This window comes from Lentimicrobiaceae bacterium (assembly GCA_020636745.1).
GTDB lineage: Bacteria > Bacteroidota > Bacteroidia > Bacteroidales > Lentimicrobiaceae > Lentimicrobium.
This window is the reverse complement of the sequence record JACJXH010000001.1, coordinates 45205-69036: the sequence shown is the minus strand read 5'-3', so window position 1 is coordinate 69036 and position 23832 is coordinate 45205. Positions and strand designations below refer to the sequence as shown.

Below are 23832 nucleotides of genomic sequence, written 5' to 3'. Positions count from 1 at the left end.
ATAACTAAACTATTGCAAAACAATGAACAAAATGAAGAAAATCTCAGCTTTACTGGTTTCTGGTTTATTGCTGTTACACTCAAACTTTACAATTGCTCAGACAAAAGATGATGCCACTAACGCCTATAACAGAGGGGTTGAACTGGCTTCAACAGATTTGCCCAAAGCAGTCGAAGCGCTGATTGAGGCCGCAGACATTGCCGAAAAAGCAGGTGATGAAGCTGCAGATATTCTCCAGCTGGCTTCTCAGCAAATTCCGTTGCTTCAATATAATTATAGCACCAGTTTGTATAAAGAAAAAAAACTTGACGAGTCGATTGCCGGTTTTATTCTTGCCCGTGATTATTCAGTAAAATACAAAGACGAATCGACCAAAGCCAAAGCCGAGGAGCTTCTTCCCAAGCTCTATTTAAGTAAAGGTAATGGCGAAATGAAAGATAATAAACTTGCTGAAGCACTCGAAAGTTTTGACAAAGCATTGGCTTATGACTCATCCTTCTCGAAGGCATACCTTCTTAAAGGAATCGTTTTTAAGAAACAGAACAAGTTTGATGAGATGAAAGCAGCCATGGATAAAGCCATTGAAACAGGCACCGCTTCAAATGACGATAAAACGGTTGCTTCAGCCAGTAAAACCGTTTCGGATGATTACATTATCAATGCAAACTCTGCCTTCAAAAAAGGCAATTTCAGCGAAGTAATCAGTTTACTGGATGAGTCTGTTAAATATGTTGCTGACAATCCTGAAGCATATTATTTATATGCCCTTGCCAACAACAAATTGTCAAAATGGGACGATGCAATTACAAGCGCTGAAAAAGGCATGAGCCTGGATGAAAATACACCGGAAAAACAAGCCCGCTTCTATTTTGAAATGGGTATGGCTCAGTCAGGTAAAAATGACACAGGCGCTGCTTGTGCTTCATTTAAAAAGGCGGCTGTTGGTCCTTTAGCTGAATCAGCAAATTATCAGATCAAAACTGTCCTTAAATGCAATTAACCACTCTTTTTGATGGATAAAATAAAACAGGCTGCCAAAAATGGCAGCCTGTTTTATTTTTCAGGTTCTATATTCAAACTAAATCATTGCACTGTATGGAGGAATCAGCTCTTCAAAAATTAAGCTTTCGGCTGAATAATCTATCTTGCAATAAATATGCTTAAGACCATTGGACACAAGCAGATGATTGACTTTTAAAGTCATATTGTACCTTGCAATCTGATAAAAAACTTCCTCGTTTAGCTGAACACCGGGAGCTTTGCATTCAACAATCATAACAGGCAAACCTGTAGGAGCATACACTACCAAATCGAAGCGTTTTTGCAAACGATTAACTTTAATTCCTCTCTCAGAGGCCATCATGTGCAACGGAACGAGTTTTTCTACATTCAAATATTGAATCACATTTTGCCTCACCCACTCTTCCGGTGTTAGTGCTGCAAACCGACGCCTGACAGGATCAAAAATTTGTAATTGACCATCTTTTAAGCGAGTACGGAAATTATAATCGGGAAAATTCAGCGGATGCATGTGGATATGTTTGCCGCAATAAAACTAATCATTTTTGTGAAAAACGCTACATTTGCACTGAAAAGAAAAACAGCTGCTAACTGTTTTTCTACAAATCATTTGACATATGAAATCAAAACAGGAAATTACTGAGAACTGGCTGCCACGGTATACAGGTACTCAACTTAACGAATTTGGCGAATACATTTTGCTCACCAATTTCAGTCATTATCTGGAGCTATTTGCCAAATGGAACAAAGTGGAAATTAAAGGCCACAACAGAGCCATGCCCAGTGCAACAGCAGGAGAAATAACGATGATTAATTTTGGGATGGGGAGTGCAAATGCTGCCACCATCATGGATTTACTCGGATGCATCAAACCACAAGCAGTTTTATTTTTAGGCAAATGCGGAGGACTTAAACGCAAAGCTGAACTTGGCGATTTAATTTTGCCTATCGCAGCAATCAGAGGAGAAGGTACGTCTGACGATTATTTCCCTCAGGAAGTCCCCGCCTTACCTGCTTTTAGCCTTCAAAAAGCAATCTCAACTTCAATCAGGGATTTCAGCCGCGATTACTGGACCGGAACTGTATATACGACCAATCGACGGGTATGGGAACATGACGAAACTTTTAAGGACTACCTGAGAGCAATCCGTTCAATCGCCATTGACATGGAAACAGCTACTATTTTCAGTGTTGGATTCCACAATGAAATACCTACTGGTGCATTATTACTGGTTTCTGACCAGCCTATGATTTCTTCAGGCGTTAAAACTGAAGAAAGTGACAAACACGTTACAGAAGAATTTGTTGAAACTCATCTAAGCATTGGCATTCAGTCACTCAAACAACTTATAAACAAAGGCTTAACGGTAAAACATTTGCGCTTTTAAATAAACAATTTCATAAATGGCTGTTTCTTACAATCAAATACTTGCTGACCTTAAACGAAAAACGTACCACCCCATTTATATGTTATGTGGAGAGGAGCCATATTTTATCGATCTGCTGTGCCATGTTTTTGAAAACCAAATTCTTTCGGCCGACGAAAAAGAGTTTAACCAAACAATTCTTTACGGCCGGGATGTTGATGCCCAAACCATCATGGAATATGCCAAACGGTATCCCATGATGGCCAGCCATCAGGTTGTTATCGTAAAAGAAGCCCAGGATGTAAAAACAATAGACGATCTGGTAACTTATGCTGAAAAACCCCTCAGTTCAACCATTTTAGTTCTTTGTTATAAATATAAAAAGTACGACAAAAGAAAAGTACTGGCAAAAAAAATTGAAGCCAAAGGAGTCTATTTTGAATCGGCCCGTATTTATACTGACAAACTGCCCGATTGGATAACCTCTCTTGTTGAATCAAAAGGATATACCATCAGTCGCAAAGCAGCTCAATTACTTGCTGATTTCCTGGGAAATGATTTAAGCAAAATATCTAACGAAACAGGCAAATTATTTATTAATCTGCCTCAAGGCAGCAAGATTGGCGAAGAACTAATCGAGCAGAATATTGGAATCAGTAAGGATTTCAATATTTTTGAGCTTCAGTCAGCGCTTGGAACCCGTGACATACTTAAGGCCAACCGCATTGTCAATCATTTTGCCTCAAATCCTAAAGACAACCCACTTATTAAAAATGTAATCATGCTGAACAGCTATTTTTCAAAGCTGATTCTGTATCATGCATTGCCCGACAAGTCAGACAAAACAGTGATTGCTGAACTGGGTGTGTATTATTCTTTTGTAAATGATTACCATCAGGCCGCAAGAAATTATTCGTTTCAGAAACTCACAGAAATCATCAGCCTTTTGCGTGAATATGATATGAAATCAAAAGGGATGGATAATGCCTCAGCAGATGATGGTGAGTTAATGAAAGAATTAATCTATAAAATTTTACACTAAGAAGGCAATCACCATTCACCCCCTTTTCAGCTTTTTATTTTTCCGGGAGTTTTTCCTCTTTTTATTTGATTTGTCTGATTTTTTATAAGGCCCAACGGGTATCTCGCCATAAAATCCAGCTATCAAATCAGCCCACAGCTTGTGCAAATACGTTCTTCTCACTTTCATTGTATATGACAGTTCTCCGGATTCAACTGTCCAGCCTTTATGCATGAGGGCAAATTTCTTAACCTGAGAAGGCTTATCCAATTCAAGATTTGCTGCATCTATTTCTTTATGAAGCCGGCTTATTACAACCTCCTGAACAACCATCTTTTCATCAGAAATGTAAGGTATAGCCTTTGCGCCGCACCATGACTTCAAATACTCAAAATTGGGAACTATCAAAGCTGAAACAAAATTTTTATTTTCGCCAACAACAAGTGCATTTTCAATAAATGGCGATTCCTTAAGTCTATTTTCAACTACCTGAGGAGCCACATATTTACCTCCCGAAGTTTTAAAAATTTCCTTTTTTCGGTCAGTAATTTTCAGGTAATCACCATCTACCAGCATGCCCACATCACCGGTATGAAACCATCCATCGGCGTCAAACACCGCTTGGGTAAGTTCCACCTGGTTTAAATAACCCAACATAACATTGGGTCCCTTGCACAAGATTTCGCCCTCATCGGAAAGTTTAACTTCAATGCCAGGCAATATCCGGCCGACAGTGCCAAACTTTACACCATTTGGTTCAAAGTTTCCGGTAGCAATAACCGGCGAAGTTTCAGTAAGGCCATAACCCTCAATAACCTTCATGCCCGCTGCCCAAAAAACCCTGGCAAGTTTAGGATTAAGAGGAGCTCCACCAGAGACGATAAATCGGATATTTTGACCAAAAGCACTCCGCCATTTCCGATACACCAAAAAATCTGCAATTTTCAGTTTTAGACCAAAAACAAGCTTTTCAGCCTTTTCAAATTCATAATTATGCCCAAGTTTTAGTGCCCAGAAAAAAACAATCTTTCTGAGTCCGCTGAGATTCCGGCCCTTGCGGAGTATGGCTGCATATGACTTTTCAATAATGCGCGGTACGGCACAAAACATTTCAGGCCTGACTTCACACAGGTTATCACGAATCCTGTCGAAATTTTCAGCGTAATAAACTGAAATCCCCAAATATTGGTACATATAATTGAGCATTCGTTCATAAATATGGCTCAAAGGCAAAAAACTAAGTGCTCTGTTTACCAAAATATGCTCCAGAATATTGCTAACTGCGATAAAATTGCTCACAATATTTTTATGTGATAACATAACGCCCTTGGGTTGTCCCGTAGTTCCGGAAGTGTAAATGATAGTTGCCAGACTTTCAGGCGTGATATTGGCTGGAAAATGGGCTAAATCCGTATCGCTGCTATAGCTTTTACCCGTTTTTAAGAGCACCTGCCAACTATTAACCTCCATAATTTCATCAACCGAATAAACCAGTACATGAAAGTTTAGCTTATCAAGGGCAGGCTTTACGCGATTATATGCAGCCTGACAACCTACAATGAGGAGCTTAATTTCTGCATCCTGAAAAATATATCGGAAATTTTCGGTACTGAGAGTCGGATAAAGCGGAACATGAATGCACCCCGACAGCATAATTCCCATATCAAAATAATTCCATTCCGGTCTATTACCTAAAATGGTAGCCACTTTATCACCGGCTTTTAATCCGGCGGCCTGAAGCCCAAGGCCAAGCAATTCAGAATTAGCCAGATAGCTGGCAGATGAAACGCGCACCCACGAATTGCCAATTTTATATGCAAATACATCTTCTTTATCCGGAAATTTTTCACGGATTACATCCAGAATATCGCATATCAGCTCAACCTTCTTCATTTTATGAACCAGTTGGCATTCAGATAAGAAATACTAATCGTCAGAATCTATATTGAATATGAGCCTGGTCACTGCATCATATTTCTGACAAATGAACTTACGGCGAAGCTTTAAAGATGCTGTAAGTTCGCCTGATTCAATTGTCCATTCATGATCAATAAGCACAAATCGTTTAACCTGCTCGGTAGCACCAAAGAATTTATTGTACTTATCCAGCTCTTTCTGAAAACGCTTCTTTATCCTGGGCAAAAGAATCATTTCAGCATCGGTGGTATATTCTATTTCTTTAATGGCGCACCAGTTTCTCAGATAAACAAAATCAGGGACAATCAGGGCTGCTGCAAATTTCTGATTTTCACCAACAACCATGAGGGTATCAATGAAAGAGGATTCTTTGAATTTATTTTCAATTAACTCAGGACTAATATATTTTCCGAGCGATGTTTTAAATATTTCCTTTTTTCGTCCGGTAATTTTCAAGTGACCAAGTTCACCAATTACGCCAATATCACCTGTATGAAACCAGCCGTCAGCGTCAATAGCTTCTGCTGTAAGCTCAGGCTCTTTGTAATAACCCAGCATAAGGCCGGGGCCTTTGCAAAGAATTTCATCATCTTCAGCAATTCTGGCATCCACACACTTTAACACTCTGCCAACGGTGCCAAATAAAAGCCCGTTCTCATCAAAATCATTCACAGCAATAACAGGAGAAGTTTCGGTAAGTCCATATCCTTCAAGCACGGGAATTCCCGCCGCCCAAAAAATCCGGGCTAACCGGGGTTGCAGAGCTGCTCCGCCCGAAACTATCACCTTCATATTGCCACCAACGGCCACTTTCCATTTGTTAAAAACCAGTTTACGGGCAATTTTAAGTTTTGTTTCGTAATACCATCCATTTTTTCCATTTAGCTCAAACCTGAGGCCAACACTCACTGACCAGAAAAAAATGACTTTTTTGATTCCCTTCAATTTACGACCGGTGCCGATAATTTTATCATAAATTTTCTCAAGCAATCGCGGAACTGTTGTCAGAATGTCGGGTTGAATTTCTTTAAGATTATCGCCGATAGTGGCCATATTCTCGGCATAGTAAACCGAAATGCCAAGATATTGATACATATAATTAAGCATTCTTTCATACACATGACAAAGTGGCAAATAGCTCAGAGCCCGGCCTTCTTCGCCAATGGGAGGAATGTGAGAAACCCCTTTAAAATTACTGATGATATTTGCGTGGCTAAGCATCACCCCTTTAGGATTTCCGGTTGTACCAGATGTGTAGATAAGTGTAGCCAAATCGTCTGATTTTACAGTTGATTTAATACTGTCAAGTAACTGAGGATTTGCATTTTGTGAGCCATATTCCATAAATGCTGACAAAGTTCTCACTCCTTCTGTTTCTTTCACAGCAAAGACCTCTATCAGTCCTTCAATATCAGGGACAATGTGCTCAATCTTCCTGTAAATATCTTTTCCGGAAATAAAAATAAATTTCACACCGGCATGGTTCAATATATGCTTATAATCAGATTCACTGATAGTTGGATAAACAGGAACATGAACAGCTCCGGCTTGCATAATGCCCATATCCAAAAAATTCCATTCAGGCCGGCTGGGCATAATCGTAGCAACTCTATCACCGGCCTTTACCCCCGAAGCAAGTAAGGCATAACTAATAGAATCTGCGGCCGTTCGGTACTTATCAATAGAATACCTCACCCATTTGCCATTTTCCTTACCAGCTATAGCATCATCCTTAGGCTTAAAATTTTCCTGATAACGAGGCAAAAGGTCAAACAGACGTGTTACATTCTCCATGCGCAGATTCTGATTAGTTTAATTAAACATCTTTTCAATCAATGGTTTGTATCTGTTGCAAACAAAAGAACGTCTGAGTTTCAGCGTGGGTGTTAACTCACCTGAAGCAGTAGACCATTCGACAGGCATAAGCTCAATTTTTTTAATCTGTTCGGTTGCGCCAAAATGCTTGTTGTAATGATCAACAACTTTTGTAATCCGTTGTTTGATTCTCGGGAGTGTAACCATTTCGGCATCAGTAGTGTATTCGATTTCTTTAATCTTACACCATGATCTTAAATGATTGAAATCAGGAACAATAAGAGCGGCCGCAAACTTTTGGTTTTCACCAACGACCATAATATTATCAATAAATGGCGACTCTTTAATTTTATTTTCAAGCAGCTCAGGGGCAATGTATTTCCCCAATGAGGTTTTAAATATTTCTTTCTTTCTTCCCGTTATCCGGAGCTGGCCCTCTTTTTCAAACAGACCAATATCACCGGTATGAAACCATCCATCTGCATCAATAACTCCGGCTGTGAGCTCAGGGTCTTTGTAATAACCAAGCATCACGCCGGGACCTCTGGTAAGAATTTCGCCATCCTCGCCTATTTTGACTTCAACGCCGCGCAAAGGAGGGCCCACTGTCCCTATTTTAATTCCATTTTCATCGGTGCTTGTTACGGCCACAACAGGTGATGTTTCAGTCAGACCGTATCCTTCATACACCGGAAGCCCAGCAGCTCTGAAAGTCCTTACCAATCTGGGTTGAATTGAAGCTCCTCCTGAAACAATAATTTTAAAATTACCCCCAAGAGCCTCGCGCCATTTACTGTAAATCAACTTATCAGCTATGCGATGCTGCACTTTATAAAGTGGCGAGTTATGTCCACGCACATTATAATGAAGAGCCAGATTAACCGCCCAGAAGAAAATTGTTTTTTTGATTCCTTTTTGCTTTCTCCCGGTCGCCTGAATTTTATCATAAATCTTCTCAAGTAAACGCGGAACGCAACACATCATATCAGGCTTTATTTCCTTGATATTATCGGTAATTGTGGCAATACTTTCAGCGTAATAAATAGAAATGCCCAGATACTGATACAAGTAATTTAACATTCTTTCATATATATGGCATAAAGGCAGAAAGCTGAGCGCTTTGCCTTCTTCACCAAAAGTAGGAATATATGAAACAGCCTTGAAATTGGATATAATATTGTTATGCGAAAGCATTACCCCTTTAGGGTTTCCTGTTGTACCTGATGTATAGATAATGGTAGCCAAATCATCAGGCCCAATGCTCTTTTTGATCTCCTCAATTTTTTCCGGCTCAGGATGCGACTGACCAAGTTCGGATAAATCATAAATATTGCGGAACCCGTCGCTGTATTTAAAAGTAAATATCTCTTTAACACATGGGCAGTCATGAAGCAAATCCTTCATTTTCTTTCCAAGCTCTTCACCTGCTGTAAAAATCAATCTGATATCGGCATGGTTGAAAATATACTGATAATCGGCCTGACTGATGGTAGGATATACAGGAACATGGATTGCCCCAACCTGCATAATGGCCATGTCAATAAAATTCCACTCAGGTCTGTTATTGGTAATAGTTGCAATTTTATCACCTTTCTGAATTCCTAATGCCAACAATCCGCTGCTAATATTATCCACCATCTGGATATAATGTCCGATGCTGTATTTTTTCCAGACACCATTCTCTTTAAAAGCAAGTGCATCCTCTTTAGGCTTAAAACTACTTGCATAATGTGGCAGCAGGTCAAAAATCCGTGTAATTTCCATATTTCAGGGGGATTAAATAATTTTTGAAGCTCTTTTAAAAGAAATGATAACCCTTCCCAGTCAACCTCAGGTTAACCGGGAATTGTACATTATTTAATACAAAATCTTGTATAATACCTTTGAAGTTGTCAGGTATTTTCATGTTATTATTTACGGTAAATAACAGATGCAGAGGCCTGTGCCGTAGGCATAAGCAACAAATCATTAATGTTCACATGCGAAGGGAGTGAAGCAGTGTAATAAACAACATCTGCAACATCCTGAGGACGCAATGGTTCAAACCCATCATAAACCGAACTGGCTCTTTTATCATCGCCTTCAAACCTTACCAGTGAAAATTCGGTTTCAACAGCTCCCGGTGCAATTTGAGTGACTTTGATACCAAACGGAAGCAAATCAATCCGCATTCCCTTGGTAAGACTATCAACGGCCGCTTTAGTAGCACAATAAACATTTCCCTTACCATAAGCTTCTCTGCCGGCAATTGAACCAATATTGATAATATGCCCGCTTTTGCGTTCTATCATTCCGGGCATAATTGCATGAGACACATTCAACACCCCCTTAATATTGGTATCTATCATGGTATTCCAATGTGCCGGATTACCTTCGTTTAAAGAATCAAGGCCCAATGCAAGACCTGCGTTATTAATCAGCACATCTATTTTCTTAAAATCAGAGGGAAGCCCGTCAATTGCACTTTTCACTTCAGCTGAATTGGTAACATCAATGGTGAGTGTGTGCACTTTAATCCCGAATTTTTGCACCAACTCACCTGCCAATTGGGCTAATCGTTCTGTCCGGCGCCCGGAAATAATAAGATTATAACCATTTTCGGCAAATTTTAATGCACAAGAATGACCAATTCCACTGGAAGCTCCAGTAATAAATACAACTTTTTCCATCGAAGTAATGCAGCTTAAGTATATCAGTTTTTTAACGAGATTGCCTCGTTTGGTAAAAGTATGCAATAAATGCAAACAAGCAAATTGAAGGATATAAAATTTTAATGACGAAATTACGCCATTTTGTTAATCCATTTACGTGCATTTACAAATGCTTCAACCCATGGTGAAACTTCATCAGCAGCTCTGGCCCCGGGATAATAAGCCCAGTTCCAGGGATAGATGGAACGCTCAAGATGAGGCATCATGGCAAGATGTCGCCCATTTTGTGAAACAATGGCGGCCGCGTTATAATCCGAGCCGTTCGGATTGCCAGGATATGCTTCGTAGCTGTATTTCATCGGTATAAGGTAATGCTCTTCAGCCATTGGCAGGCTAAATTTTCCTTCTCCATGTGCTACCCAGATTCCCAGCCTCTTTCCTGCCATATTCCGAAGCATTACCGAATTATTCTCAAGAATATCAACATTGAGAAAAGCAGATTCAAACTTACCTGATTCATTATGCAGCATTTTAGGCTGAGCATCGTGACCCGGATAAATTAGCCCTAATTCAACCATTAATTGACAGCCATTACATACCCCAAGGCTCAATGTATCAGGTCTGGCAAAGAAGTTATCGAGGGCCATTTTTGCTGGCGTATTATAAAGAAATGCACCTGCCCACCCCTTGGCAGAACCAAGAACATCAGAATTACTGAAACCACCTACAAACACAATCATATTGATGTCTTCAAGGGTTTCACGACCGGTAATCAAATCGGTCATGTGAACATCTTTCACATCAAACCCCGCCATATATAACGACCAGGCCATTTCACGATCTCCATTCACCCCTTTTTCCCTGATGATGGCAGCTTTGATGCCGGTAGGTTGTGTACGTTTAAGGTTTATTGCAAATTGCTTTGCTTCACCGGTAAAATCATCTCCAAATTTATAAGACAGAGGCTGTAAAGCAAAATTATGATAACGGGCTTTGGCAAGATCGTCACCTGATTGTTTCCTGTCAAGCAGATACGAAGATCTGAACCACAGCTTCCTCATGTGGTCAATATCAAGCTCAGTGTTTCCATCATGATATCTGAGCGTAAGGAAGCGACGGAACGATGGCTTACCTAATATCTGATATTTCAAACCTGACTCATGCAATAATACAGTAGTATAATCCAAATCATTTACCTGAATTACTACTCCCGGATTTTCACTAAACAGAAGTTTAACAATATCGCTTTCGCCAAACCCATTTAAATCGGCCTCAAGACCAATGCCAGGCTGTGCAAACAGCATTTCAAGCAAAGTAGTAACCAAACCGCCTGATGAAATATCGTGGCCTGCCAAAACAACGCCCTTGTTGATTAAAGTCTGTACAGCTTCAAATGCACGAACAAAATAATCCGGGTTGTTGACAACTGGCGCCTCATCCCCCAATCCGTTTAAAATTTGAGCCAGACTACTTCCTCCGGTTTTGAATTTATCGGCTGAGAAATCGATGTATAAAAGTGTTGAGGTAAACTCAGGCTGAATAACCGGACTGATTACTTTTTTAATATCAATTACCTCTGCTGCTGCTGAAATAATGACCGTACCAGGCGAAAACACTTTTTCGCCATCAGGATATTTTTGCGTCATTGACAGGGAATCCTTTCCTGTTGGAATATTAATCCCCAAGGCAATAGCAAAATCACTTGCAGCCTTAACAGCCTCAAAAAGCCTTGCATCTTCACCAGGATTGCGGCATGGCCACATCCAGTTGGCACTGAGGGAAACGCCTTTCAGGCCACCTTCGAGCGGTGCCCATACAATATTGGTCAAAGCCTCGGCAATAGAAAGAACTGAGCCGGCTTTTGCATCAATTAATCCTGCTGCCGGAGCATGACCTATAGAAGTAGCTATTCCCCTGCTACCCGAATAATCAAGCGCCACCACACCCAAATCATTTAATGGCAGCTGAACCGGCCCGGCTGTTTGTTGCATGGCCACGCGTCCGGTTACCGAACGGTCAACCTTATTGGTAAGCCAATCTTTACAAGCCACACTTTCAATCTGCAGTACTTTTTCAACATAAGTGCGCAGTTGCTGTATTTTATAATTTAAAGGTGCAAATGTTTCCTTAACAGTTGAATCCTCCATGATGGTACGCGGAGGCTTTCCAAACATATCAAGCAATTGCAAATCAATAGGCTTCTGGCCTGTTTTATTATTGATAAATGTTAACCTTTGGTCATTGGTAGTCTCACCGGCAACAAACATGGGAGCCCGTTCGCGTGCAGCTACACGCTGCAACATTTCTACATCATCAGCCTTTATAATTAGCCCCATGCGTTCCTGCGACTCATTGCCAATGATTTCGCGATCGGAAAGTGTTGGATCTCCAACAGGCAGCTTGTCGATATCAATACGACCACCTGTAACTTCAACGAGCTCTGAAAGGGAATTTAAATGGCCGCCTGCGCCATGATCATGAATAGAAACAACGGGATTGTTCTCCATTTCAGCCATTGCCCTGATGGCATTATAAACACGTTTCTGCATTTCGGGATTTGAGCGCTGAACAGCATTCAACTCAATGTGATTGGCAAACTGCCCGGTAGCAACCGACGACACGGCTCCACCACCCATTCCAATACGATAATTATCGCCACCCAGCACCACTACTTTTTCGCCCGGCTTGGGATCTTCTTTCAAACTGTCAGATTTTCGACCATAACCGATACCTCCAGCCATCATGATTACTTTATCATAACCATAAATGCGATCATTGGTTTGATGCTCAAAAGTGAGCAGGCTCCCACAAATTAATGGCTGGCCAAATTTATTACCAAAATCGCTGGCTCCGTTAGAGGCTTTAATCAGGAGCTCTTCAGGATTATGATAAAGCCACTTGCGAGGCTGAACAGCTGATTCCCACCTGTGCGTTTCACACGTACGCGGATAAGAAGTCATGTATACAGCAGTACCTGCAATCGGCATAGAACCTTTTCCACCGGCCATCCGGTCACGAATTTCGCCCCCGCTACCCGTAGCTGCTCCATTAAAGGGCTCAACTGTAGTTGGAAAGTTATGTGTTTCAGCTTTAATAGAAATAACTGAATCAACTGGTTTTACAGCAAAAAAATCAGGCTTATCCTGTGTAGCCGGAGCAAACTGCATAATCTGCGGCCCTTCAATAAAAGCCACATTATCCTTATAAGCAGAGACTATCCGGTTATGATGAAGGTTTGATGTTTTACGAATCATAGAGAACAGCGTTTCGTCCTGTTCCTTTCCATCTATGATAAAAGTTCCATTAAAAATTTTATGCCTGCAGTGCTCAGAATTCACCTGTGAAAATCCAAACACCTCACTATCGGTGAGCAACCGGCCCAATTTTGCACTAAGTTCGTTCAGGTACACCACCTCATCATCCGATAATGCCAAACCTTCCTGAAGATTGTATGCTGCAATGTCATCAATTTGTTTCACAGGTTCAGGGTTATGAACAATCGTAAACAGTTGCTGATCCAACCCAATATTCATCACCTGAAGCATCGGATCGAATGCCGCATTTGAATCAGGAACCTCTGTATATTCCTCAATTCTTTCAATTCCGCTGATGCCCATATTCTGTGTAATTTCAACAGCATTGGTACTCCAGGGGGTTATCATTTCGCGGCGGGGGCCAATAAAAAAGCCCGATACAGACCGGGCTTCAAGACATTCGGCGCCACCGAACAACCAGCTAAGTTTCTGAATATCATTGCCCGAAAGCTCATGTTGACTATTAACAGCGTAAAAGCATTTGCCTTTGAAAAAACGGATCATTGTCTGAATTTTTGTTGAGGACACAAAGATACAAATTCATCTAAAGCGATGAATTGATATTAAAAATACTTTATTTACTTCATTATGACAAACGTGGTCATAATAAGCGTACCTTTGCACGCTTATTTGTAAACACTATTATGCTTAATTTTCAAGAACTTGGCTTAAACGCGCAGCTTTTGCAGGCGGTAGAAGCCCTGGGTTTTAAGGAACCCATGCCTGTACAGGCAGAAGTAATTCCCGCCCTTATAGCTAAACCAACCGATCTTGTAGGCCTTGCTCAAACAGGCACAGGAAAAACTGCGGCCTTTGGCTTACCTGTTTTACATCACATTAATCCTGATGTTAAAAATGCTCAGGCTCTTATTCTGTGTCCTACACGAGAACTCTGTCTGCAGATTTCGCGCGACCTCAGAAGCTTTGCCGAGTTTATTCCTAAAATCAGAGTTACGGCAGTATATGGCGGAGCCAGTATTGAACTGCAAATCAAACAACTGAATGAAGGCCCACAGGTAATTGTGGCCACTCCCGGAAGGTTGAATGATATGATTCGACGCAAAAGAGTCGACCTCAGCCATGTGCGCTGGGTTGTGCTTGACGAAGCAGACGAAATGCTCGACATGGGTTTCCAGGAAGATGTTGACACCATACTTGAGTGCACTCCGGAAGAAAAATACACGTTGCTTTTCTCAGCCACCATGCCGGAAGAAGTTGAGCGAATTCTGGCCAAATACATGAATAACCCTGTTGTAAAAACGGTTGGGAAACGCAATACCGGTACTGCAAATGTTAAACACATGTATTATCTTGTTCATGCACGCGATCGTTACGCTGCACTGAAGAGAATTGCAGACTTTAATCCTCGCATTTACGCCATTGTTTTCTGCCGTACACGTATTGAAACCCAGGAAATTGCTGATTCACTTATTCGTGACGGATATAATGCCGATTCATTACATGGCGATTTATCGCAGGCTCAGCGCGACCATGTAATGGGCCGTTTCCGGAGCGGAAACCTGCAAATGCTTGTGGCTACCGATGTCGCCGCCAGAGGATTGGATGTAAACGACCTTACGCATGTTATAAATTACAATCTTCCTGATGATACCGAAGTATACATCCACCGCAGTGGACGTACCGGCCGCGCCGACAAACTGGGAATTTGCGTTTCTATCATTAACATGAAGGAAAAGTTTAAAATCAGGCAGATTGAGAAAAAAATAAACCGCGAATTTGCGCAGGCAAAGATTCCAACAGGTGCCCAGGTTTGCGAAAAGCAACTTTTTCATCATGTCGACAGAATGGAAAATGTTACACTTGACGATGAAATTGAAACCTTTTTGCCGGTCATTTACCGTAAGTTGGAGTGGATGGATCGCGAACAGATTATCAAGCGATTTGTATCTCTTGAGTTTAACCGCTTTCTGGAGTATTACCGCGATGCGAAAGACCTCAATGTAATTGAAGAAGCACGCAGAGAACGTGAACCCAGAGATTCAAGAGACAGCCGTGAAGGCCGTGGACCCCGCGAAAAAAGAGAACCACGCGAACCACGTGAATTCCGTGGTGAACATGGAACATCACAATTTAGCCGGATGTTTATTAGTGTAGGCCGTAAAGACAAGGTTCTGCCTCCTCAGATAATCGGGCTCATCAATGAAGTTACCCGTTCAAGAGAAATTAAAATTGGTCGGATTGATATTCTAGACAACTACAGTTTCGTTGAAATAGACACCAAGTCTGTTAATAAGGTATTGAAAGCTTTTTCGAGCGAGCAGGCCAATCCTGATGGTGTTCGTATTGAGCAGGCATCCGAAAGACCTGAATCTCAACAGGCACCTCAAAAAAGAAACCGGTACAGAGAAGACAATGACAATCAGCCCATTTTTCACAAAAAGAAAAGACCCGAATGGGGTGCTGATAGCCGCAAAGACAAAAAACCAGGATCTTATAAACCCCGTAAAAAATAACCTGTTAAGCAATCAGAATTCCGGGGTTAAACGGCCCCTGTCCGGATTCAAAGCGTTCGCTGCGATTATTACGACATCTTGTGTTATCGCAGTGAACACCCGCTTATTTGTCAATTGAAACCACAAGGGTTAAAACAGAACAAAGAATAGTTGAGCCTTTATTCCAATAGAAACTTGCCTGTCTGACCATTGTCAGACAGGCAAGTTTCTATTGGAAAGTTACGATTGCAAAATTTGACAAATCGGGCCTTTACTCAGCTTCAGCAAGAAATCTTTCAGCCTCAATAGCCGCCATACAGCCAGTTCCGGCAGCAGTAATAGCCTGTCTGAAAACATGGTCCTGAACATCGCCGGCTGCAAATACACCCGGAATATTTGTACGGGTTGATCCCGGAACAGTTTTGATATACCCATTATCATCCAGGGTAATCTGACCTTTAAAAAGCGATGTGTTGGGAGAATGGCCAATGGCAACAAAAAAGCCTTGCACCTCAATCTGCCTGATTTCTCCTGTTTTCACATTTTCTATCAAAGCTCCGGTAACAGTTTTTCCATCTCCGGTAATTTCTTTGGTTTTACTATTCCAAAGAATCTCAATATTAGGCGTATTCATTACCCTGGTTTGCATTGCCTTGCTGGCACGTAATTCGTCGCGGCGAACAATCATATATACTTTACGGCCTAATTTAGCAAGGTAAGAAGCTTCCTCGCAGGCTGTATCTCCACCTCCAACTACTGCCATATCCTGGCCACGGAAGAAAAATCCGTCGCAAGTAGCACAGGCCGAAACGCCATGGCCATTATATTTGGCTTCAGACTCAAGGCCCATCCATTTAGCTGTTGCCCCGGTTGCTATAATAACTGTTTCAGCCAGCATTTTTTTGCCATCATCGGCTGTAACTTTAAACGGCCTTTCTGAGAAATCAACCTCAGAAATTATGCCCCACCTCATATCAGTACCAAAGCGCTCTGCCTGTTTTTGCAGATCAATCATCATCTCAGGCCCCTGCACTCCATCAGGATAACCCGGAAAATTATCAACCTCAGTAGTGGAAGTAAGCTGACCGCCTGGCTGGAGGCCTTGATAAACAACCGGTTTAAGATCAGCACGTGCGGCATATATGGCAGCAGTATATCCTGCAGGGCCAGAACCAATAATCAAACATTCAATTTTTTCAAATTCTTCGCTCATGGTATTGTTTTGTTCTTTGGGTAAAAATCGATTAAAAAATATATAAAAACTCAATGACCTTTACGCTGACGAAAAGTATGCCAAAATTCAACATTACTGATTGTCAAGCAATTAACAACAGGTCAATTTGTCAGTTACAAAGCAACTACATTTTTTTAAATTTTCATTACTTAATGAGCAAAATATTTGTACTTTTGCCGCGTAAAACAACAACGCCTATTAATCTAATAAGTGTTGATGTAATACATAACAGGCCCGGGGTGTGGCGCAGTTGGCTAGCGTACTTGCATGGGGTGCAAGTGGTCGTCCGTTCGAGTCGGACCACTCCGACAAAATTTCAAAAAAGCACTTGCAAATAAAAGGCAGGTGCTTTTTTGCATATAGGGGGTTCACTATGAGGCTCATCATAAAAAAAACCGGACTTTCATCCGGTTTAATTAATATCAATGATCTTTGCGCGGGTGTGTTTACTTGCGGCCCAGCTTTTCGAGTATTTTGTTAGCTTCCTTGTTGTGGTAGTTTTTCTGGTCGTCCGCTATTTTACGGAATTGTTCAACGGCAAAATCAATCTGCTCGTTTTTAAGGTAGCACAGCCCGAGATACCATTCGGCATGCTCTACATAAAGATTGTTCTTATCATCAATGATATATCTGAATGCTTTCACAGCATCTTCGATACGGCTCGTTTCGATGTAAGAGATACCATTGTAGAACCATACTGCGATATTGGAGCTGTCCTTATCGAGAATTTCAGCAAAAAGCAGGGAAGCTCCCTGGTAATCCTTTTGTTGAAATTTAAGAATAGCCTCCACAATGTTCGCATTGCCCGAACGGGTTAGTTCAATCGTACGTTCAGAATCGTAGTACATACTGAACAATTTCTCTGCCGTGTAGGAGCGCTGCTGAGTCAACAGAATAGCTCCCCCGGCAATCATCAGTATTGCAATGGCTGCTGCTGCAACCAATTGCCACCTGCGTGGCTGCATTCTGACAACTTTAGGAGCAGCCTCATTCTGCTTGGATTCATTAAAGACGCTGATTAACTTGCGGCGGAACTCAACAACATCTTCATCAAGAAGAATATTGTCCAAATCCTTGTCAAGCTTCAGCTCTCCTGATAATTCGGCATTGGTTTGCAATTCTTTGCCAAACCACCGGAGTTCATCCTCATTCATTTCCCCTGCAATGAATCTTTCGATCATTTGGGAATACTTGAGTTTTTTAGTCATCGGACAGGAATTTATGGCACTTCGGATCATTGATAATTCTCTTTTTTAATTCCTCTTTACAGAGGTATTTTCGCGTTTTCGCGTATTTTTCGGTTTTATACCCCATTTCAACTGCTATTTCTCTCAAACTCAGCTTTTTCATAAACAGCAGTAATACTTTCTGACAATCGTCATTCAAAGTTAGGAAATGCTGCTGATATAATCTGTACTTTTCCACTTCATCATCATATATGTCTTCCATTACCTTATCAGGCAAATCAACAAATGACTCAATATCACTGAACTCGCGGGCAAACTGTTTTCGCTTGTTCAGCTTCTGCAACCACAAATTGCGGCTTACAGAATATAAATAAGTACGAAAAGAACTACTTAATTCCAGCTGATTGTCTCGTATCTTTTTAAAAATTACAATCAGGCTGTCCTGAAAAATATCCTCAGCATCCTCTTCATTACCACTATTCTTCACAACCAGGTATTTTATGGTTGGGAAAAGTTCCTGATAAATATACTTGATGATGTAATCACTCCTTAGGCGCAGGCCCTCTATGATTGCTTCATCAGAATAGTGGATCATGTTCTGTGTCTTTATCCGGTTTTAACAAAAAGGTAATACTGTTTTAACCTGTTTTCAAAAATATTTTTTTTAATTGACTTCTCAATTTTATTTTTCAACAAAATTCAAAATATCTTTAAAAAATATTTAGCCATTAAGCACTAATTATCAACAGCTTACATATTTGTTGAAAAATAATTAACAATTTTTACTTTACTTTGATATTACCTTTTGCCTTATTTCGGATTAATGGTTGAAAAAGTGTTCTCAATAAAAAATGATTTATTACAGTGCAATTTCTGTTATTTTTTTCAGAAATTAACTTTAAATCCGGTCATTTTTGAACGAGTAATAACAAAATTCTTACATTTGACTGTATAAACATATATGAATTATCAGATTATATATGTTGCAAACAGCCAGATTTGTTTCTGCATTAATCCAAATTTATTGTAAAAGTAATCAATTCAGGGAAAAATTTAACCACAAATAACCACAAAACAAAATTGATTTTACCTTCAAAAACCCCGTGTAAAATGAAAAAACTTACAATTTATTTGATTTCGCTGATGGCTATAACGCTGATTTCAGCAAATTCGTTTGCCCAGTCTGACATTAATGGTAAGGTTCTTTATCACAACAAAGCCAACAAACCTATTCCGGCAGTTCATCTTAACCTGATTGATGCTTCAGGTGTTGTTGTTGATACAACAACCACACTCATGAATGGTTCTTATTCTTTTACCAATGTCCCTTACGGAACATACAAAATTACCGCATCAACGAGCATTGAAGCCGGTGGTGTTACAATGGGCGATGCTTTGCTCATGCTGATGCACTTATGCAACATGTACAGTTTCAACCCTCTACAGGCGCTTGCTGCTGATGTTGATGGTGACGGCGCAATTACCTGGGACGACTTCTCAACTGTTGTCATCGGCTGGTTTATTCAGGGATACCCCTTCCCTGCCGGCCCATGGATTTTTCAGGATGTCGTTTTTGAACACACTGGTGCAAAAACCAATGTTCCTACAATGGGAGGCTCGAGCTCTGGTGATGTTAACGGTACATTCGTGCCTGCTACACGTAACCTGGCAGCAATTCAGGCTATCTATACTGAACAGCCTGTTGAAAGCACATTTAATATTGAAATTTTTGCCAAAGATGTTACTGAAGTTTCAGCAATGGGCATGGTGATTGATTACCCTGCCAGCATGGTAACCATCAACAACATTCACAGTCAGGTAGGAGAATTAAACACTTCTGTTGAAAACGGACAAATCAGACTGAACTGGATTGACCATTCAGGCGCCATGAAATCTCTTGATCCAAATTCACCTGTACTGGTAATCAATGCCAGCACAAACAGTTCATATGATGGCAGCGACATCCGCTTTGTTATTAACCCTGAAAGTCACATCTGCGACTTTAAAGGCGAACAGATTGATACCCGTTACACCTTACCGTTAATTACTATGCAAGGCAGCTACCTTGCCAGCAACTACCCCAACCCGTTTAATGGTTATACCAATATTACCTATACTATTCCTTCTGACTCTAAGGTTAATATCAGCCTGTTTAACCAACAGGGACAACTGGTTAAAGTGATAACCGACGCTGACAAATCCGCTGGAACATACAATATTAATTTTAACAGCGACGGCCTTGAAGCTGGTGTTTATTATTACACTCTCAAAGCCAGTGGCAACAAAACTATAAATGAAACTAAACGTATGATAATTACCCGTTAATAATCATGCTGGTTTTGTGGTAAACAGGAGGCTGACGAGCCTCCTGTTTTTTTTATGGACCAACAGAGGACAATCTCGTCTGTTTATGCTTACTTTTGTAGCTGACGACTACAATACATCACTTCTGTTACAGTTTATTTATGTTCCGGCATTCCAGATATCGCCTGCAATCCCTAATTATATTCACCTGTATAGTGTGTACTTGTTGGGGCACTTTGAGTTCGTGCAGCGAAAAGAAAAAGCAAGCTACATTAACCGGTTCCGTTTCAAGAAGTGGTATCAGTTACCATGATATGCTGAAAAAAGCAGACATTTTTATCAAAAAAGCGGAATTTGACAGTGCTTTAAAATATTATCAACAAGCCAATATTGTTATAGGATCTGAAAATAAATGGGAAGAATACCTGAACACCTTGCTTAAACAGGTTGATATCTTAAGAACAAAAGGCCACAATGACGAAGCATATAAGAAATTAGCAGAAGCCCAAAAAATTTACGATTCAAAATGCCCTGGCAAAACCAGCCTGCAGGCTGACATACTGCACCGGAAAGGTATTCTATTGATGGACAAGGGAAACTTTGACAGTTCATCACTTGCTTTCAACCAAAGCATTGGAATCAGGATAAAAGCGACCAATGAGAATGACACTTCTCTGGCATTAACATACAATGGTCTGGGCACCATTTCTTTTTTTAAAGGTGACTACAACGGAGCTCTTTCCTACTATTTGAAGGCATACAATCTAGCACTAAAGAGAAAACAACCAGAAGATGCTGATCTGGCCTATTTTTTACAAAATACAGGAATTATTTACGCACAATTAGGTGATTTCAGCCAAGCAGAAACAGCGCTCACATCTTCTTTAAAAATCAATGAAAAAATTTCCCCGTCTGATGACCCTGATTTGGCGAACAGATATCTTAATATGGGGCGATTTATGGCTTTAATCAACAAAGACTCAGAATCTCTTTCTTATTATGACAAATCTGAAGCCATATTGATAAAAAAAGTAGGCGCCAATCACCCTGATATTGGCAGTTTGTATCAGAACAAAGGGCAAACCTATATTCATATGGCTGATTATGAAAAAGCTTTACTGTATTTTAAAAAAGCATTAGCCATCGCAACTTCCAATTATGAAGCAGGGCATCCAAATATCCTCTCAATAAACATGAATATTGGATATGTTTATGAGAAAAAAGGGGATTTTAAAAACGCTTTGTCCTATTACATTGCCAGCCTCTCGTCTGACAACAACAATCAGGCAACTGTAAAAACTTATGGTAATCTGGCGAGTTTGTACAATGCTATGAACGACCCTGCCAGGGCTGATCAATATTACGATAAAGCCATTAATCTGGCTGTAAAGGTAATGGGCAAAGAACATCCGGAAACGGGCTTACTTTATACCAGATATGGTTATTTTCTTATCGCAAACAAACAGGTTGACCGTAGCCTCGAAATGTTTAGCAAAGCCCTGGAAATCAGCAAAAAAAATTATGGGAATAAGAGCAGAGAAGTTTCTAACAACCTTACTCATATCGGTAATTACTATTTGATTCGCAATGACCTGTCCAAAGCACTGACATATTACCAGGATGCTATAATCGCCTATGTCAAAGACTTTAATGACAAAAACCTCACATCAAATCCTTCAGTTAAACAGATTGAGCCCGATCGTTATCTGGTAAATGCGCTGAACGGTAAAGCGGAAGCACTAAGTATAATTTCAGATGAAAATTCACTTAACAACAGCCTTGAAACATACAAATTGTCGATAGCTGTTATTGAAAAACTCCGCTCCAGCTATCAGAATGAGGACAGTAAACTGCTCTTATCCGAAGACGAACGAAAAACATTTCTGAGTACAGTAAATATTGCAAGCAGGTTATATAAAACTACCGGCAACAGGAAGTTTCTTGAGGAGGCATTTCTCTATTCTGAAAAGGGGAAATCGGCAGTATTGCTGGCTTCTATCCGCGATATTGAAGCGAAACAATTTGGCCGAATTCCTGAAAACATTCAACAACGTGAGAAAAAGCTTAAACTCGATTTAGGCTCTTATAACCGTTTTACATATGAAGAAAGGCAAAAGCCCAACCCTGATGAGAACAAAATCAAATTCTGGGAATCTAAAATTTTCGACCTCGAACAAAAATACGATAGTTTGGTAGCCCTTTTGGAAAAGGACTATTCGGATTATTACAATCTTAAATACAAGGAGCCCGATTTAAGTATTCAAAAAATTCAATCACAAATTGAGCCCGGTCGCGCTCTTATTGAATATACGCTCTCCGATTCTTTGTTATACATCTTTGTCGTCAACCAAAAACGATTCGATTTGATTACACACCGGATTGATTCATCATTTTATAGGAACATCAACACCCTCCGCAACGCAACAAACTCTAATGATATGATGAGTCTTAAAAAAGAAGACTATATCAATTACACAAAAGCAGCCCACACATTATACAATGACTTATTGAAACCCTGCAAAGGAATAATCGATGAAAAAAAGCTTATCATTATTCCTGATTCAGAGTTGGGGTATATTTCATTCGACATGCTACTGTCTGAAAAAGCAGACACCAATAAGATGGATTTCAGACCTTTACACTTTCTAATCCTTGATCACACCATTAGTTATAGTGCATCTGCCATTTTGCAGTATTCAGGTCTGAATAAGAGCCTTAAAAAAGCGACCAGGAACCTTCTTGCAATGGCTCCATCGTATAACAACCTGACCAATCTGGAAAAAGATGGCTTTATTGATGAAAACGGAAACAAAGTCTTTTTGCTTCCTATACCAGGCGTTGAAGCTGAGATAAAAGGTATAAAAAAAGCACTTTCAAGCCGCACCTTAAACGGCACGGATGCTACAGAAAAGAACTTCAAAGCCATTGCCAGTCAGTACAATATACTTCACTTTGCCATGCATACGCTGGTAAATAATGAAAAACCAATGCTTTCAAAACTGGTATTTTATCAGGACAAAGACTCTGTTGAAGATGGAATGCTGAATGCCTATGAGTTGTTCGGCATGGATTTAAATGCAGGGCTGGCGGTATTGAGTGCATGTAACACAGGCACCGGTAAACTCATGAAAGGCGAAGGGATGATGAACCTTGCCAGAGGATTTATATATGCCGGGGTTCCTGGTATTGTTATGACCATGTGGTCGGTGGATGACCAATCAAGTGCTGAAATTGTTGAAAGCTTTTATAAGTACCTGGATAAAGGCTTATCTAAAGACGAAGCCCTTCGTCAGGCCAAACTTGATTTACTCGCACAGGGCGATCCGTTAAAGTCTTACCCGTATTACTGGGCTGCCTACGTTACCATTGGCGATTACAGTCCCATGAAGTTTGTAAAACCAATCTGGATGAGTGTGTATTTTAGCTTGCTTGGGCTGGCATCGTTTGCCATGATTATCGTACAGCTCATATTTTACAAAAAGTTATTGCAAAAAAGATCCCGCACAGCCACCGGCTCTTCATCTTACGATTATTCGTAATTTTGCTAAA

The 23832-nt window shown here is 40.5% G+C and carries 15 protein-coding genes and 1 tRNA gene; 7 read left to right on the top strand and 9 right to left on the bottom strand.

Features of this window, described 5'->3' with window-relative positions:
* The first annotated feature begins 31 nt into the window (after positions 1-31).
* Positions 32-1000, top strand: a complete 969-nt coding sequence (locus H6541_00270) for a tetratricopeptide repeat protein (protein MCB9014207.1) — start codon at positions 32-34, stop codon at positions 998-1000.
* Between the two features lie 78 nt (positions 1001-1078).
* Here H6541_00270 and H6541_00265 read toward each other — a convergent pair whose 3' ends face one another.
* On the bottom strand, positions 1079-1531 hold the full coding sequence (locus H6541_00265) for a type I restriction enzyme HsdR N-terminal domain-containing protein (protein MCB9014206.1): 453 nt from the start codon (positions 1529-1531) through the stop codon (positions 1079-1081).
* Between the two features lie 106 nt (positions 1532-1637).
* On the opposite strand from H6541_00265, the gene H6541_00260 reads away from it, so the two are divergent.
* Both H6541_00260 and holA read left to right on the top strand, forming a co-directional pair.
* Positions 1638-2408 carry an AMP nucleosidase gene (locus H6541_00260; protein MCB9014205.1) on the top strand — a complete coding sequence of 257 codons (771 nt, stop codon included), beginning with the start codon at positions 1638-1640 and terminating at the stop codon, positions 2406-2408.
* A gap of 16 nt (positions 2409-2424) precedes the next feature.
* Positions 2425-3429: a DNA polymerase III subunit delta gene (holA, locus tag H6541_00255; GenBank protein MCB9014204.1), complete on the top strand. Its 1005-nt coding sequence runs from the start codon at positions 2425-2427 to the stop codon at positions 3427-3429.
* 15 nt (positions 3430-3444) lie between these two features.
* Here holA and H6541_00250 read toward each other — a convergent pair whose 3' ends face one another.
* The 5 genes from H6541_00250 to purL all read right to left on the bottom strand — a co-directional run bounded on the left by H6541_00250 (position 3445) and on the right by purL (position 13609).
* On the bottom strand, positions 3445-5301 hold the full coding sequence (locus tag H6541_00250) for a long-chain fatty acid--CoA ligase (GenBank protein MCB9014203.1): 1857 nt from the start codon (positions 5299-5301) through the stop codon (positions 3445-3447).
* 33 nt (positions 5302-5334) lie between these two features.
* A complete protein-coding gene (locus tag H6541_00245) occupies positions 5335-7119 on the bottom strand; it encodes a long-chain fatty acid--CoA ligase (protein ID MCB9014202.1) in 1785 nt (594 codons plus the stop codon).
* An 18-nt stretch (positions 7120-7137) separates the two neighbouring features.
* On the bottom strand, positions 7138-8904 hold the full coding sequence (locus H6541_00240; protein MCB9014201.1) for a long-chain fatty acid--CoA ligase: 1767 nt from the start codon (positions 8902-8904) through the stop codon (positions 7138-7140).
* Positions 8905-9050: 146 nt separating this feature from the next.
* A complete protein-coding gene (locus H6541_00235) occupies positions 9051-9809 on the bottom strand; it encodes an SDR family oxidoreductase (GenBank protein MCB9014200.1) in 759 nt (252 codons plus the stop codon).
* Positions 9810-9922: 113 nt separating this feature from the next.
* Positions 9923-13609 (bottom strand): phosphoribosylformylglycinamidine synthase, encoded by a 3687-nt coding sequence (gene purL / locus H6541_00230; GenBank protein ID MCB9014199.1) that lies wholly within the window; start codon positions 13607-13609, stop codon positions 9923-9925.
* A 140-nt stretch (positions 13610-13749) separates the two neighbouring features.
* Here purL and H6541_00225 point away from each other — a divergent pair, with 140 nt between their 5' ends.
* Positions 13750-15579: a DEAD/DEAH box helicase gene (locus tag H6541_00225; GenBank protein ID MCB9014198.1), complete on the top strand. Its 1830-nt coding sequence runs from the start codon at positions 13750-13752 to the stop codon at positions 15577-15579.
* Between the two features lie 250 nt (positions 15580-15829).
* Here the strand turns inward: H6541_00225 and trxB are convergent, their stop codons facing one another.
* On the bottom strand, positions 15830-16771 hold the full coding sequence (gene trxB / locus H6541_00220; GenBank protein MCB9014197.1) for a thioredoxin-disulfide reductase: 942 nt from the start codon (positions 16769-16771) through the stop codon (positions 15830-15832).
* A gap of 256 nt (positions 16772-17027) precedes the next feature.
* Here trxB and H6541_00215 point away from each other — a divergent pair.
* Positions 17028-17101 (top strand) — tRNA-Pro (locus H6541_00215).
* Between the two features lie 137 nt (positions 17102-17238).
* Here H6541_00215 and H6541_00210 read toward each other — a convergent pair.
* Together H6541_00210 and H6541_00205 are read right to left on the bottom strand one after the other, a co-directional pair.
* A complete protein-coding gene (locus H6541_00210; GenBank protein MCB9014196.1) occupies positions 17239-17973 on the bottom strand; it encodes a hypothetical protein in 735 nt (244 codons plus the stop codon).
* A gap of 19 nt (positions 17974-17992) precedes the next feature.
* Positions 17993-18574, bottom strand: a complete 582-nt coding sequence (locus H6541_00205) for a sigma-70 family RNA polymerase sigma factor (GenBank protein ID MCB9014195.1) — start codon at positions 18572-18574, stop codon at positions 17993-17995.
* A gap of 515 nt (positions 18575-19089) precedes the next feature.
* On the opposite strand from H6541_00205, the gene H6541_00200 reads away from it, so the two are divergent.
* Together H6541_00200 and H6541_00195 are read left to right on the top strand one after the other, a co-directional pair.
* Entirely contained in the window at positions 19090-20304 is a 1215-nt protein-coding gene (locus H6541_00200; GenBank protein MCB9014194.1) for a T9SS type A sorting domain-containing protein, read from the top strand.
* Positions 20305-20597: 293 nt separating this feature from the next.
* Positions 20598-23822, top strand: coding sequence for a CHAT domain-containing protein (locus H6541_00195; protein MCB9014193.1), 3225 nt, complete (start codon positions 20598-20600; stop codon positions 23820-23822).
* Positions 23823-23832: the final 10 nt, after the last annotated feature.